The organism is Serinibacter arcticus (assembly GCF_004786095.1).
In the GTDB taxonomy this organism is placed as follows: Bacteria; Actinomycetota; Actinomycetes; order Actinomycetales; family Beutenbergiaceae; genus Litorihabitans; species Litorihabitans arcticus.
The window spans coordinates 327,244-340,697 of sequence record NZ_RHPJ01000001.1 but is presented as its reverse complement, the minus strand read 5'-3'; the positions used below and the strand labels follow the sequence as shown (position 1 = coordinate 340,697).

At 71.3% G+C, this 13,454-nt stretch carries 13 protein-coding genes and 1 riboswitch; of the genes, 8 read left to right on the top strand and 5 right to left on the bottom strand.

Annotation, left to right across the window (positions count from 1 at the left end; all coding sequences use genetic code 11):
- Positions 1–45 precede the first annotated feature (45 nt).
- On the bottom strand, positions 46–1,569 hold the full coding sequence (exaC, locus tag SERN_RS01620) for an acetaldehyde dehydrogenase ExaC (protein WP_135848380.1): 1,524 nt from the start codon (positions 1,567–1,569) through the stop codon (positions 46–48).
- A gap of 177 nt (positions 1,570–1,746) precedes the next feature.
- Between exaC and SERN_RS01615 the strand changes: the two genes are divergently transcribed.
- Positions 1,747–2,094 (top strand): ArsR/SmtB family transcription factor, encoded by a 348-nt coding sequence (locus SERN_RS01615; RefSeq protein ID WP_135848379.1) that lies wholly within the window; start codon positions 1,747–1,749, stop codon positions 2,092–2,094.
- Positions 2,091–2,804 (top strand): cation transporter, encoded by a 714-nt coding sequence (locus tag SERN_RS01610; protein WP_408640854.1) that lies wholly within the window; start codon positions 2,091–2,093, stop codon positions 2,802–2,804. The genes SERN_RS01615 and SERN_RS01610 overlap by 4 nt, the downstream gene beginning before the upstream one ends.
- On the opposite strand, the gene SERN_RS01605 is transcribed toward SERN_RS01610, so the two are convergent.
- The 3 genes from SERN_RS01605 to SERN_RS01595 all read right to left on the bottom strand — a co-directional run bounded on the left by SERN_RS01605 (position 2,801) and on the right by SERN_RS01595 (position 6,101).
- The gene (locus SERN_RS01605) at positions 2,801–4,030 is read right to left on the bottom strand and encodes a sigma-54-dependent transcriptional regulator family protein (RefSeq protein ID WP_135848378.1); all 1,230 of its coding nucleotides are present in this window, start codon (positions 4,028–4,030) and stop codon (positions 2,801–2,803) included. The genes SERN_RS01610 and SERN_RS01605 overlap by 4 nt on opposite strands.
- Positions 4,031–4,127: 97 nt before the next feature.
- Positions 4,128–5,351 (bottom strand): aminotransferase class I/II-fold pyridoxal phosphate-dependent enzyme, encoded by a 1,224-nt coding sequence (locus SERN_RS01600; protein WP_233251392.1) that lies wholly within the window; start codon positions 5,349–5,351, stop codon positions 4,128–4,130.
- 21 nt (positions 5,352–5,372) lie between these two features.
- Positions 5,373–6,101: a CPBP family intramembrane glutamic endopeptidase gene (locus SERN_RS01595; RefSeq protein ID WP_135848377.1), complete on the bottom strand. Its 729-nt coding sequence runs from the start codon at positions 6,099–6,101 to the stop codon at positions 5,373–5,375.
- 73 nt (positions 6,102–6,174) lie between these two features.
- Positions 6,175–6,283, top strand: a riboswitch (TPP riboswitch).
- A 37-nt stretch (positions 6,284–6,320) separates the two neighbouring features.
- Between SERN_RS01595 and SERN_RS01590 the strand changes: the two genes are divergently transcribed.
- Genes SERN_RS01590 through SERN_RS01575 form a run of 4 tightly spaced genes read left to right on the top strand, consistent with a single transcriptional unit; the run spans position 6,321 to position 10,099 of the window.
- Positions 6,321–6,983, top strand: a complete 663-nt coding sequence (locus SERN_RS01590) for a YkoF family thiamine/hydroxymethylpyrimidine-binding protein (protein WP_135848376.1) — start codon at positions 6,321–6,323, stop codon at positions 6,981–6,983.
- On the top strand, positions 6,980–7,618 hold the full coding sequence (locus SERN_RS01585; RefSeq protein WP_135848375.1) for an ECF transporter S component: 639 nt from the start codon (positions 6,980–6,982) through the stop codon (positions 7,616–7,618). Before SERN_RS01590 ends, SERN_RS01585 begins: the two co-directional genes overlap by 4 nt.
- Positions 7,608–9,284, top strand: coding sequence for an ABC transporter ATP-binding protein (locus SERN_RS01580; protein WP_158292535.1), 1,677 nt, complete (start codon positions 7,608–7,610; stop codon positions 9,282–9,284). The genes SERN_RS01585 and SERN_RS01580 overlap by 11 nt, the downstream gene beginning before the upstream one ends.
- On the top strand, positions 9,281–10,099 hold the full coding sequence (locus SERN_RS01575; protein WP_135848373.1) for an energy-coupling factor transporter transmembrane component T family protein: 819 nt from the start codon (positions 9,281–9,283) through the stop codon (positions 10,097–10,099). The genes SERN_RS01580 and SERN_RS01575 overlap by 4 nt, the downstream gene beginning before the upstream one ends.
- Positions 10,100–10,680: 581 nt before the next feature.
- Here SERN_RS01575 and SERN_RS01570 read toward each other — a convergent pair.
- Entirely contained in the window at positions 10,681–11,796 is a 1,116-nt protein-coding gene (locus SERN_RS01570; protein ID WP_135848372.1) for a hypothetical protein, read from the bottom strand.
- A 389-nt stretch (positions 11,797–12,185) separates the two neighbouring features.
- Here SERN_RS01570 and SERN_RS01565 point away from each other — a divergent pair, with 389 nt between their 5' ends.
- Both SERN_RS01565 and SERN_RS01560 read left to right on the top strand, forming a co-directional pair.
- Positions 12,186–12,725 carry a hypothetical protein gene (locus SERN_RS01565; protein ID WP_135848371.1) on the top strand — a complete coding sequence of 180 codons (540 nt, stop codon included), beginning with the start codon at positions 12,186–12,188 and terminating at the stop codon, positions 12,723–12,725.
- 92 nt (positions 12,726–12,817) lie between these two features.
- Positions 12,818–13,276 (top strand): hypothetical protein, encoded by a 459-nt coding sequence (locus tag SERN_RS01560; RefSeq protein WP_135848370.1) that lies wholly within the window; start codon positions 12,818–12,820, stop codon positions 13,274–13,276.
- Positions 13,277–13,454: the final 178 nt, after the last annotated feature.

The following is a 13,454-nucleotide window of genomic DNA, read 5'->3' as shown; positions in this document are numbered from 1 at the left end:
GACGGGGGCACGGGGTGGGACGGTGCGGGGCCGGGCCGGGCCGGGCTAGAAGAAGCCGAGCTTCGAGGGGGAGTAGCTCACCAGCAGGTTCTTGGTCTGCTGGTAGTGGTCGAGCATCATCAGGTGGTTCTCGCGCCCGACGCCGGAGCCCTTGTAGCCGCCGAACGCGGCCGCGGCGGGGTAGGCGTGGTAGTTGTTCGTCCACACCCGTCCGGCCTGGATCGCCCGGCCCGCCCGGTAGGCGGTGGTCGCCTCGCGCGACCAGACGCCGGCTCCGAGCCCGTACAGCGTGTCGTTGGCGATGCTGATCGCCTCGTCGTAGTCGCTGAAAGAGGTGACGGCGACCACGGGACCGAAGATCTCCTCCTGGAACACGCGCATCGAGTTCTTGCCCTCGAAGACGGTCGGGGTGACGTAGTAGCCCCCCGAGAGGTCGCCGCCGAGGTCGGAGCGCTCGCCGCCCGTGAGGATCGTCGCGCCCTCCTGCTTGCCGATGTCCATGTACCTGAGGATCTTCTCGAGCTGGTCGTTGCTCGCCTGCGCGCCGATCATCGTGTCGGTGTCCAGCGGGTTGCCCTGCTTGACCGCACGCGTCCGCTCGAGGGCGTCGGACAGGAAGCCGTCGTAGATCGAGGAGTCGATGAGCGCGCGCGAGGGGCAGGTGCAGACCTCGCCCTGGTTCAGCGCGAACATCGTGAAGCCCTCGAGCGCCTTGTCGTAGAAGTCGTCCTTCTCGCGCGCCACGTCGGCGAAGAAGATGTTCGGGCTCTTGCCGCCGAGCTCGAGCGTGACCGGGATGATGTTCTGCGCCGCGTACTGCATGATCAGGCGGCCCGTGGTGGTCTCACCCGTGAACGCGATCTTGCGGATGCGGGAGCTGGAGGCGAGCGGCTTGCCCGCCTCGACACCGAAGCCGTTGACGATGTTGAGCACGCCCGGCGGGATGATGTCGGCGAGCAGCTCCATCAGGTACAGGATCGACGCCGGCGTCTGCTCGGCGGGCTTGAGGACGACGGCGTTGCCCGCCGCCAGGGCCGGCGCCAGCTTCCACACCGCCATCAGGATCGGGAAGTTCCACGGGATGATCTGGCCGACCACGCCCAGCGGCTCGTGGAAGTGGTAGGCGATCGTGTCCTCGTCGATCTGGCTGAGCGTGCCCTCCTGGGCGCGGATGGCGCCGGCGAAGTAGCGGAAGTGGTCGATCGCCAGCGGGATGTCCGCCGCGAGCGTCTCGCGCACGGGCTTGCCGTTCTCCCACGCCTCGGCGACGGCGATCTCCTCGAGGTGCTGCTCCATCCGGTCGGCGATCTTGTTCAGGATGATCGCGCGCTCGGTGGGGCTCGTGCGCCCCCAGGCCGGGGCAGCCTTGTGCGCGGCGTCGAGCGCCGCCTCGATGTCGGCGGCGTCCCCGCGGGCGACCTCGGTGAAGGTCTTGCCGTTCACGGGTGAGGGGTTCTCGAAGTAGCGGCCGTTCACCGGCGCCCTGAACTCCCCGCCGATCCAGTGCTCGTAGCGGCTGCGATAGGTGACGAGGCTTCCCTCGGTTCCGGGTGCTGCGTAGACGGTCATGTCCACCTCCGTTGCTTCGGGCAGGGTGTGCCCGGCGCGGCGACGGTGCCGCGGTGCGGGCAGCGTAGGTCGGCCGGGGTTGCACGGACGTTGCACCGTCATCGCTGCTGGTGACCGGCACGCGGGAGAGGCGGCGACGCGTGCGGACGATACAGCGAACGCTGTACTGTCGTGGCCATGGCAGCCCCCGTGCAGGAGACCGTGACGCTCACCCACACGGCCGCGCTCGTGCGCCTGGGGTACGCGTTGTCGGACGAGACTCGCGCGAGGATCCTGCTCGCGCTGCGGGAGGCCCCGGCCTTCCCCTCCGACCTGGCCGAGGCCATCGGCGTCTCCCGCCAGGTGATGTCCAACCAGCTCGCCTGCCTGCGCGGGTGCGGGCTGGTGGAGGCCGTGCCGGAGGGGCGCCGGACCTCCTACCGCCTGGCGGACGCGCACCTCGCCCCGGCACTGGGTGAGCTCCTCGCGCTGGTGGTCGCCGTCGATCCCGACTGCTGCGCCGGCGAGGGGTGCACCTGCTCGTGACGACGATCAGGCTCACCTCACCCTCGGGCGACGCGCTCGGGCTCGCCCGTCGTGCCCTGCTCGAACGCCGGGTCCGCATCGTCGTCGCGATCACGATCACCTACAACGTGGTCGAGGCGGCCGTGGCCATCACCGCGGGGCGGATGGCGTCGTCGTCCGCCCTGGTCGGGTTCGGGCTCGACTCCGTCGTGGAGGTGCTGTCGGCCGCGGCGGTCGCGTGGCAGTTCGCCGGACCCGATCCGCAGCGACGCGAGCGGGTCGCGATGCGACTGATCGCAGTGTCCTTCCTCGGTCTCGCCCTCCTCGTCGGCGTCGACGCCGTGCGCTCGCTGCTCGGTGCCCTCGAGCCCGAGCACTCCACCGTGGGGATCGTGCTGGCGGCCGTGAGTCTCGCGGTGATGCCGTTCCTGTCGTGGTTCGAGCGGCGGACCGGGCGTGAGCTGGGATCGGCCAGCGCCGTGGCGGACTCGCGCCAGACGTTGCTGTGCACCTACCTCTCCGCGGTGCTGCTCGTCGGTCTCGTGCTGAGCTCGGCGCTCGGCTGGTCGTGGGCGGACCCGGTGGCGGCGCTCGTCATCGCTGCGGTCGCCGTGAAGGAGGGGGTGGACGCCTGGCGCGGGGACGCGTGCTGTGCCCCCACGCCCAGCTCCGCCCCCGCCGCCGCGCACGGGTGCGCCGACGGCTGCTGCGCCCCGCCGCGGCGCGACTAGCCCGTCGCCACCCCGCGCGCCAGCCGCTCCGCCGCGCGCAGCCCGGCGGCCGAGCCCGGCGCCGCCACCCGGGCGAGCCGTTCCCACGCCCACCAGTCCTCGGCCCCTGACTCGCTGGCGGTCCAGCGGGCGATGGCCCCGGCGTCGCGCGACGCGTGGACGGCCGCCCGCAGATCGGCCTCCAGATCGGCCCGCACGCGTTCGACGCCGGGCGCGTCCGAGCGCGGCAGCACCGGCCCGGGGCAGCTCGCGAGCGCCCGCGCCAGATCGCCGACGGCGAGCGCGGCCCGGACGGCGTCGACGTCCGTGTGGACGCCGTCGTCCACCCGGTAGGGGCGCGAGTGCGAGACGAGCACGCCCAGCGAGCGGCGCATCCGCGAGACCTCGGCCCGCACCGCCACGGTCGAGAGCTCGCTCCCGGACAGCAGGACCGCCAGCTCCTCGGCGGTGAGGCCCTGTCGGTGCTCCGTCAGGAGCAGCAGGATCTCGGCGTGCCGGCCGGTCAGGGCCGCCGGCCCGCCGCCGCCGCCGCGGAGGTGGCCGGATCCACCGAGCACCTGCAGGTGCGGCCGGGGTGCGGTCGGTGCTCGGCCCGCCGAGCCCTCCGCCGTCGACCCGAGCAGGATCGCCTCGACGGCCGCGACCGTCGCGCGCACGAGCGATCGCGCCATGCCTGAGCCGACCGGCGCGCCCCCCGTGATGTCGAGGACCCCGAGCACCGAACCGTCGGCGGCGTGCACGGGCGCGGCCGCGCAGTTGAGGCCGTGCACGGGCCGGGACCAGTGCTCGGCCCCGAGCACCTGGACGGCGCGGCCCGTCGCGAGGGCTGTCCCCGGCGCGTTCGTCCCGGCGACGTCCTCGCGCCACAGCGCCCCCTCGACGAACCCGACGCGCTCGACGGCGGCGCGGACGTCGCGATCGCCGTCGATCCACAGCAGCCGACCCTCCGCGTCGGTGAGGGCCGCGATCCACCCGGCCTCCGGCTCGATCAGCAGGCTGCGGACGACCGGTATCGCGACCGCGAGCGGATGGTCGCGGCGCAGCGACGTCAGGTCGACGGCGGAGATGTCGACCGGCGGGGCGGGGTGCTCGGGATCGACGCCGATGCGGGCGCTGCGACGCCACGACGCGGCGACGACGTCGCGCACCGACGGGGCCAACCAGCCGCGGGTCAGGAACTCCTCGTGGGCGCGGCGCATCGCCCGGGGGGCGGGGGGCGCCGACATGACCATCACCTCGACCTCGTCGTTGAGCAGGTGCGGGGCGAGTCTACGTGACCTGGGTCACGTTCCGGGGTCGCGCGACCGTCGCGCGACGGCTGGCTCAGCGCAGTCGCCGCAGCCGGGTCAGCGCCTCTTCGATGGTCGAGGCGTCCTTGCTGAACGTGAACCGCAACCACGGCGCGAGCGAGGCCGCCGTCGGCGACCCGGTCCGGCAGAACGCGGCCACCGGGACGCAGGCGACACCGACCGCCGCGGGCAGGGCGCGGGCGAGGGCGGCGCCGTCGGGCAGCTCCGCGGTGAGGAGGGGTGAGGCGTCGGCGCACACGAAGTACGCCCCCCGCGGCTCCACGACGGCGAGGCCCACCTCGCGCAGCCCGCGCACCAGGGTGTCGCGCCTGGCCCCCAGGGAGTCGCGCAGCTCGCGCACGTCGCCGTCGCCCTCGGCCAGCGCCCGCGCGATCGCCGGCTGGAACGGCGCGCCGCCGGAGTACGTGAGGAACTGCTTGACCGCGAGCGCGGCCTCCACGAGGTGCGCCGGACCGGTCGCCCACCCGATCTTCCACCCCGTGAGCGAGAACGTCTTGCCCGCCGAGGAGATCGTCAGCGTGCGCTCTGCCATCCCCGGCAGCGTCGCGATCGGGACGTGCGCCGCGCCGTCGTAGACCAGGTGCTCGTAGACCTCGTCGGTGACCACGACGGCGTCGGCCCGCACCGCCGCGGCGGCGACCGCCTCGAGCTCGGTGCGCGAGAGCACCGTCCCGGTCGGGTTGTGCGGGGTGTTGAGCAGGATGACGCGGGTGCGGGCGGTGGCCGCCGCGGCCAGCGCGTCGAGGTCGAGCCGGAAGCCGTCCGGACCGGGCACGAGCGGCGCGGTGGTGTGCGTGGCCCCGGCCAGCGCGATGCTCGCCGCGTGCGAGTCGTAGAACGGCTCGAGCGTGAGCACCTCGTCGCCCGGCCCGGCCAGCGCGAGGATCGCTGCGGTGATCGCCTCGGTGGCCCCGGCCGTCACGAGCACCTGCGTCTCGGGGTCGAGGGCCAGGTCGTAGTGCCGCGCCTGGTGGTCGGCGATCGCTCGGCGCAGCGCCGGTGTGCCGCGGCCCGGCGGGTACTGGTTGGCGCCCGACCGGATGGCGTCGACGGCGGCCTCGCGCACCCAGGCCGGTCCGTCGGCGTCGGGAAAGCCCTGCCCGAGGTTGACGGCGCCGGTCGCTGCGGCCAGCGCGGTCATCTCGGCGAAGATCGTGGGCCGGGTGCTGCCGTCCGGCGCGGCCAGTCCGGTCGCGGCGGCGACGGTGCGCCAGCGGGGCTCTGCTTCGTCAGTCACCCGGCGAGGCTATCGATCCGATCAGCGCGGCAGGACCAGCGGCAGGAGCAGGAGCATCCCGCTGGACCAGACGATGTGGGTGATGACCGGCCCGAGCACGCCGCCGGTGACCTGGCGCTGGAGGCCGGTGACGAGGCCGAGCACGGCGGCGGCGAAGACGAGCAGGGGCACACCGGTACCCACGGTGGACAGCGTGTACAGGGCCGTCGTGAGCAGGACGGCGTGGTGCGACCGGATCGCGGAGAACAGCGCGCCGCGGAAGAAGACCTCCTCCGCGATGCCGTTCACCACCGTGATCGCGAGCACGAGGGGCAGCACGCCGAAGCGCACGTGGTCGAGCAGCTGCTGCACGTTCTCGCGCAGCCAGTCCACCTGCGCCACCACGAGGGCCCCGAGCAGGAAGATCGCCAGCAGCAGAGCGGCCAGGGCCAGCGACTGCACCACCGATCGGCCGTCGCGGCCGCCGGACCGGGTCACGGAGCGACCCAGGTGGAGCGGGCCGGACACCACGGCACCGACCACCCAGACGAGCGCGAGACCCAGCGTGGCGCCGTAGAAGGCCGGGTCACCCGGTTCGATCCGCAGCGCGAGACCCATGGTGACGGCGCCGATCAGCAGCGTGACGGTCACGACGATCCGACGGCGGCGGAGCGCGCTCGGGGTCGGCGCCGGCCGTCGGACCTCGTCCGGGACGGGAGCGAACAGGGTGGCCGTGAGGAACTTGCGCACCTCGGCGATGGGTCCCGCCACGACGCCCCCCGACTTCCTCGGTTCTCCGCCCGGTGGTTTCCGCGCGCTCGAACCACCCTAGGCGCGTAGGGTCTGGATCGAGCACGGGAGTCCAGTGAGCTGGGCTGAGAGGGAGTTCTTCAACTCCGACCGTCGAACCTGATCCGGATCATGCCGGCGCAGGAAGCTACGCGTGACGACCGCCGTCCGCGCCCGTGCCGCGAGCCGAGAGGCTGCCGCATGATGCTCACCAGCACCACCCCTCGATCAACCCGCACCACCGACCCCACGACCGACCCGCTCACGTTCGGCGTCGGTGTCCGGGTGACCGCCGCCGTCATGGCCGACGACTACGCCGCGATCCTCACGCGCGCCCTGGCCGACCTCGACACCACCGGGCTCGTGGTCGACACCGGCGACGTCTCCACCTACGTCGGCGGCGCGGAGGCCGACCTGCTGCGCCACCTCACCGACCTGGCGCAGGCGCTCGCGGCGACCGAGCACCACGTCACGCTGACCGTCCACCTCTCGCGCGGCTGTCCCGGCGAGGTGGCGTGCGACCTGCCGGGAGGCGCCGGGCCACGCGCGGGCGACGTTCCGTCCCCGCGCACCACGGGGCGCTGGGCCGCGGCCGAGTGGGCGCTGTACCCGCTGGCCGACCAGGGGACCAGCGGCGTCGAGCCCGACCACATGCGCGACATCTACGCCGCGATCGACCACGCCCGCGAGCTCGGCACGTTCCGCGGGTCCGAGCACTTCGTGACCAGGCTGGAGGGCGACGTCGGGGACGTGCTGGCCACCGCCGTCGCCGGCTGGGTCCTGGTGGGGCGCCGCGTCCAGCACGTGACCTCCCACCTGACGCTCTCCCTCAACAGCCCGAGCCACGCCGCGGTGACCCGATGAGCGCCGTCGCGCGCGCGGGCTCCCGGCCGCGCCTCGCGCTCAAGGAGATCGTGCTGGTCGTCGTGCTCGGAACGGTGTTCGGCTTCCTGTACTGGGTGTTCGTGCAGGCGTGGACCGCCCTGTCGATCGCGATGGGGCCCGCGGGCGACCTCGCCCAGCACTTTCTGGCCGGCTCGTGGCTGCTGGTGGCGCCCATCGCGATCGCGATCGTGCGGCGCCCCGGCGTCGGCGTGCTGGCCGAGGTGCTGGCCTCGATCGTCGAGGTCGTCTTCCTCGGCAGCCCGGTCGGCCCGCTCCTGCTGGTCGCGGCGCTGATCCAGGGCGTCGGCAGCGAGATCCCGTTCGCGCTCGGGCGCTACCGGCGTTTCGGCTGGGGCCGCTACGCGCTGTCGGGCCTGCTCGGTGCCGGGCTGGTGTTCTTCTGGTCGGCGCTGCGGTTCGGCTGGTTCGGTCAGGACCTGGTGCTGGTGCGGTTCGGGGTGCAGGCCGCCTCGGGCGTGATCCTCGGCGGTCTGCTGGCCAAGGTGATCGTGGACGGGCTCCTGCGCACCGGTGTGCTCGCCAACTTCGCGATCGGCGCGGCGCACGACGACGGCGGAGCGGCCACCCCCGAGCTGGTGCGACGTGAGCGGTGACGTCGGCCTCGACCCTGCTGCGCCCGGCGCGCCCGGCGCGCCTGGTGCACCCGTGCTGGTCGCCGAGGAGCTGGAGGTGGTGCTGCCGGGCGGGGACGGCGTCGGGCCGCTGACGGCGAACGTGGCGCCGGGCGAGCACGTGCTCGTGCTCGGACCCTCCGGGTGCGGTAAGACCACGCTCCTGCGCACGCTGGCCGGCGCCGTGCCGCAGCACGTCAGAGCGAGGGTCACGGGCTCGGTGCTCGTGGCCGGGACCGATCCGGTCACGGCGGGCGTGGCGGCGGTGTCGGAGCACGTCGGCACCGTCGCGCAGGACCCGGTCAGCGGCGTGTGCCTCCCGCTCGTGGCGGACGAGGTGGCGCTGCCGCTCGAGAATCGCGCGGTGCCGCCCGAGCGGATCGGGCCCGCGGTCGACGGCGCGCTGGCCGCGGCGGGCGCGGCGCACCTGCGCGAGCGTGCGAGCGGAGAGCTCTCGGGCGGTGAGCTGCAGCGCGTCGCGCTCGCGGCGGCCACCGTGACCGACCCGCCGCTGCTCCTGCTCGACGAGCCGACCTCGATGCTCGACGCCCCCGGGGTGGCGTCGGTGCGCGACGCCGTCGCGCGGGTGGGGCCGCGCGTCGCCGTCGTGCTGGTGGAGCACCGGCTCGACGAGTGGGCGGGTGAGGCCGGCAGCGCCGGGCTGCCGGCGCGGACGATCGCGCTCGCGCGGTCCGGGCGGGTGCTGGCCGACGGTCCGACGGCGGCCGTGCTCGCGACGCACGGTCGCGAGCTGCTGCGGCAGGGCTGCTGGCTGCCGCTGGACGCCGAGCTCGAGGCGCTCCTCGGGCTGCCGGGCGGGCTGGCCTCCGACGCCGTCCGCGGGGCGCTGCGCGCGCTCGGGCGGGAGGCGGAGCCGGACCGGGTCGCTCGGACGGTGGGCGAGGTCGTGCTGCGGGCCCGGGGACTCGCGGTGGCGGCCGGCGGGCGGACCGTGCTGGCCGGCGTCGACCTCGACCTGCGCGCGGGCGAGCTGGTGGCGGTCGTGGGCGCGAACGGTGCCGGGAAGTCGACGCTGCTCGCGGCGCTCGCCGGGCTCGAGCCACCGGTGGCCGGCCGGCTCGACGGGCCACGCCCCGGGCTCGTGTTCCAGGACCCCGAGCACCAGCTCGTCGCCGCCACCGTGCGCGAGGAGGTGGGATTCGGTCTGGCGGCGGGCGAGGCGCGGGTGACCGACCTGCTGACGCGGTTCGACCTGCTCGACTGGGCCGACCGCAGCCCGTACGCGCTCTCGGGCGGGCAGAAGCGCCGACTCAGCCTGGCCGCGATGCTCGCGCACGACCGGCCGGCGCTGCTGGCCGACGAGCCGGGCTACGGGCTGGACCGCACGGCCACGACGACCGCGATGCGCGCGCTGCGGGCCGCGGCCGACGGCGGACTCACCGTCGCCCTGACGAGCCACGACCTGCGGGCGGTGGCGGCCTGGGCCGACCGCGTGGTGGTGCTCGCCGACGGCGGGGTGGCGGCGGACCTGACGCCCGAGCAGCTCGTGCGCGACCCCGCGGCGCTGCGCGCGGCGGGCATGTCGGTGCCGCCGCTCGTGGCGTTCCTCGCCGAGCACGACCTCCCGGTGCGCGGCACGCTCGCCGTGCTCGAGTCGCTCGCGAGCGACGTGGCGGTCGCGGCGTGACGGCGACGTCGGCCGGGCCCGTCGCGGCGGCCCCGCCCGGTCCGGCGCCCGCGCGCCGTGGCCCGACCACGTCGTGGCTCGCCGCGCGCAACCCGACCGTGGTGCTCGCGCTGCTCACGGCGCTGTCCGTCCTGACGCTGTTCCTCATCGACCCGGTGGGGCTCGCGGTCCTGTACGCCGTGCTGGCGCTCGGCGTGCTCGCCGCCACCCGGCTCGGGCCGTGGCGGTTCCTGCGGGCGCAGCTGCCGTTCGTCGCGTTCGGCGTCGGGCTGCTGACCGTGAACGCGCTGGCGCGGCCGGGTGAGGTGGTCTGGCCCGACCTGCCCGTGCGCGTGACGGCCGAGGGCCTGACGATCGGCGCGGCGCTCGCGCTGCGCACCCTGGTGATCGGGGTCGGGGCGGTGGCCTTCGTGGCGACGGTGGAGCCGCGCCGGCTCATGGTCAGCCTGGTGCAGCACGCGCGCGTCAGCCCGCGTTACGCCTACGCGCTGCTGGCGGGCTACCGGCTGCTCGGGGTGCTGCCGCAGCAGTGGCGCACGATCACCCGGGCGCACGCGGTGCGGGCGCCGCTGCGGGAGCGGGGACGACGGCGGGGGAGTCCGCGCCTAGGGGTGCGCGCGCTGGGGCGGTGCGCGTTCACGCTCCTGGTGACCTCCGTCCGGTCGGCCGAACGGATCGCGTTCGCGCTGGAGTCGCGCGGACTCGGCTCGGGGCCGCGGACCGTGTGGCGGCCGGTGGCGCTGGGGTGGCGCGACGCGGGGCTGGTCGCGGTAGGGGTGATCGTGGTGGTCGGGGTCGCCGTGACGGTCCCCTGACGGCAAGCAACAAGCTAAGAGTCAGCCCCCCCAATGCGTGGACTTTCTGAGTTGAGAGACAGGTTCGGGCTCACGCCATTCGATCAAGTTAGGGCTAGTTAGGGCTAGTTAGGGCCAGGCTAGTTTCGGTCCTACGACTGCTTTGCTCTGAGTCGATTTGTGAAAGCGCGCCCGTCAGCGCTACCAGCGCCCAACTGCGAGCCCGGCCCGGTTTGCATCACGGAACACCACGCGCCCTGCACGCAGACGGACGCCCACCCCATCGCTAGGTCGCACGCCGGGTCCCCTACGCCGGACGGGCGGTAGGCGACGGTCATCGCGACGCCGTCCCGCCAGGGTAGGAGTTCCCACGGGAGAATGCCTAGGCGGAGATGGCGGCGAGCGTGACCTGAGCGGTGGTGCCACAGACGGGGGTGCAGGCCCGGTCGCGGACCCGCAGGCGCGGAGCGTCGGCAGGCGAGGTTGGGGCGCCGAGCACGAATCGCTCGGCGCAGTCGGCTTAAACGCACGCCGCGATGTGGGAGCGCGCCGATAGGGCACATCCGATCCTGTTCAAGTCTGTTGGACCGCCACCTTGAGACTCATCGCAATGTGCTGGTCTCAGCAAGCTCCCCCCACCAGCTCAAGAGAGCGCCACGGACGATGTACTCGAACGTCGAAAGGAGCATGGGCGTCTCCTTCTTCATCCAAATTGCTCCTGCGCCGCCAGATGAAAGACCCCAGGGCGCCTCTTGAAGCGCCCCCGTGGAGTCTTCGCGCGGTGCCTTCCTCATGGGCAATGGAAATGGTTTTCCTGCATGGAGCGCATTCGAGCGGTGTGTGTAAATCGTCCGGGCGTGACGGCGCATGTCTGACCAATCAAGCTCGTCCCACGGAGGTCGAGGCTCGGGGGGATCAGGTGCAAGATCCTCGATGAAGTCGACAAATCGTCGAGACGCTCGCATCTGAGGCGCCAGCACTTCCGCCATTGCCGCGCGAACGGATGAGTCTGCTGGGGTGAGTGCCGCCCATGCCTCGGGCCAGTGCGTTTGCAGGAGATCTGTCGCTTCTGCGGAGTCCTTCTGACGTTGCGCGGCGGCAACCTCAACGGCGGAGATGAGGTGCAACCAGCCTTGGTCCGAATCCTCGTTGGCCCACCAAATGCCTGAGGTGTACTCGCGAGCCGCCCTGACGAGTGCGATAGCTGCTGCGCCCTCAAGCGATGGAAAACTGCCAAGGAGTTCCAGTTGATCTAGGTTCGGGTTGCGCTGAATTACCCGGGGCAGGACTTCGCGGTCATTTCGCCCAGGGCGAACCAGTGGGGAAACTTCGAGATGTAGGGGCGAGGAAGGCTTGTGCTCGTGGGTTCCTGACAGTTGCCGCGTACCCGCGACCCGCAGACGAACTCCCAGTTCGAGCGAGACAAGTGCGGCGATCTCATCACTTAGGCTGCCGCCGTGGTATGCGCTTGAGTCGGCTCGTGCGAGTCCACTATCGACTATGAGCTCGGGTGTGAGATTTGCGTGGATACCAGTCAGCATCATCACAGCTGGTCCCATCGTGCCCCCGTTGCGAAGCACTGCATGCAGCGCGGTAGGACCGACTTGGGTGGGGCCGCCGACAAAGCGTTGATCCGAGTAAGCCTCATCGAGCACATTCTCGAGTTCGGGTTCGTGAGAGTCGAAAGCTCGCCAGTTTTGCCATGCCTCGGTAGTCATAGGAGTAGCATGCCCCCTGTGCGATCCCGCCGCGTTCAACCTGGCGGTCGTGTCCCTTGCTCGCGGTGGGCAGGGCGTCGCGCCCGCGAAGAACCGACCTCGCTTTGGTCGACCTCGGCGCGAGTTTGGTGCTCTGGGTCGCAATGGCCTGAATTTACCGATCCACTACGTGGCGTGTCGATGTCGCCCGCTAGGATCAGTGTTTTTTGGAGCGATTGTATTCGGTTTGAGCGGGACGGTGAGCTCTGGAGTAGGTGCGAAGATGCCCGCTTGCCGCCTGCGAGGGTGCCTCGAGCTCGTATGGCAGGATGTGCGCAGGCGCGATGCCAGGTGAAGGATCAGTCGTCTAACGAACGCTGTAGGCCCCGATGCTCCAAGGAGGAGTCCGAATGGATTTGATCCAGTGGTTCGCCTTGGCCGAGCCCTCCGTCAAGATTAGTTCTATTGCGCTCTTGTTGTCGGTCAGCACTGCGATCGCGGCAGTGGTGGGTCAGGTGTTCAATGTGCGCTCCTTCAGGGCTGCAAGACGTCAAGAAAAGCGGCGGCAGCCTAGGGTCGACTTAAGCTACCTCGAAAGCCGCAGCGAAGATCTCGAGGGGGGTAAGCGGTACATTTTTAGGATGCTCTTCAAGAATCCTTCTGACGTGGGCAATTCTATCGCAAGCGCTGAACTCGAAGCGCGGTACAAAGTGGATAACTCAGTAATTTCGATGCGGCTTGCCAGCGACCCTGGGATCGACGGCCCGAGCGTGCCTTTCGCATTGGCGGCCGGTGCAAGTCTGGAGGTCTCGATCAGTTTCACGGCGCCGGGTGCGCTGCTAACTGGCCGCAGCTTAAGGGATTTCGTTGTTCACTTCCAAGATACGTACGGAAGTGAACTCAGTGTACCGGTCGAAATTGTTTATGCTGCCCCGGAGGGACGCCGATGAGCATGTACCGATCTTCGGATGTACAGATCGTTCACGTCTCGGGCTCGGCTGCGATCGCGGATCATGATACTGCGGGTGGAAGACTCATACCCGTGGTCATCGTTGACGCTAGCGGGCATCCGGAGGTCCGCGAAGTGATACGTCTTCATGAGTTTGCGGGCACCGGCGACTGCGCCAGCCAATGGGCATCCCCGGCGCTGGGTTCTGCCTATGTTCACCTGATTTTGACATTTGAGCGCCCAGTGGTGACCAAATTTGTTCTACAGTTCGCGCTTCCTGAATACGGTGGTGCGGTCGACGGAATATTGACCGCGAAGAGTATGTATCTCGTAGACGGGGCGGGAGGGGTGACCTTCTCGCAGGCGGAGGGACGGCCCCGGATTCTCATGGAAGTCGGCGCCGAGGGTTTTTACCCGCATTGGGAGAAATTATTTAGGAAGTCGGCGGAGCGCTCTTTTAGAGAGTTAGGATCCACGCGAAAGCAGGCGCGCCTAAGAGGGGCCGAATTCGTTGCTTCATGGCGTGCGGCGATGAACGAAATCGAATTATGATCTAACGCTATGGGCACGGCGATCGACGGCGTGCCGTGGCTCGTGGGCTACCGCCTCGACCTGACCGCGGGTACGCGGGAGGACTTCTCCTGGCACCGGGGCGGCTGCCGCCGCCGCGAGGCAGGTCCGGGCGACGTCGGCAGCGCTCGACTCGACGCCGACCACGGGGCCGGCCGCG

Bases quoted from the DNA above. Each gene is read 5' to 3' on its own strand.
- exaC (WP_135848380.1), bottom strand. From the start codon at position 1,569: ATGACCGTCTACGCAGCACCCGGAACCGAGGGAAGCCTCGTCACCTAT.
- SERN_RS01615 (WP_135848379.1), top strand. From the start codon at position 1,747: ATGGCAGCCCCCGTGCAGGAGACCGTGACGCTCACCCACACGGCCGCG.
- SERN_RS01605 (WP_135848378.1), bottom strand. From the start codon at position 4,030: ATGTCGGCGCCCCCCGCCCCCCGGGCGATGCGCCGCGCCCACGAGGAG.
- SERN_RS01590 (WP_135848376.1), top strand. From the start codon at position 6,321: ATGATGCTCACCAGCACCACCCCTCGATCAACCCGCACCACCGACCCC.
- SERN_RS01585 (WP_135848375.1), top strand. From the start codon at position 6,980: ATGAGCGCCGTCGCGCGCGCGGGCTCCCGGCCGCGCCTCGCGCTCAAG.
- SERN_RS01570 (WP_135848372.1), bottom strand. From the start codon at position 11,796: ATGACTACCGAGGCATGGCAAAACTGGCGAGCTTTCGACTCTCACGAA.
- SERN_RS01565 (WP_135848371.1), top strand. From the start codon at position 12,186: ATGGATTTGATCCAGTGGTTCGCCTTGGCCGAGCCCTCCGTCAAGATT.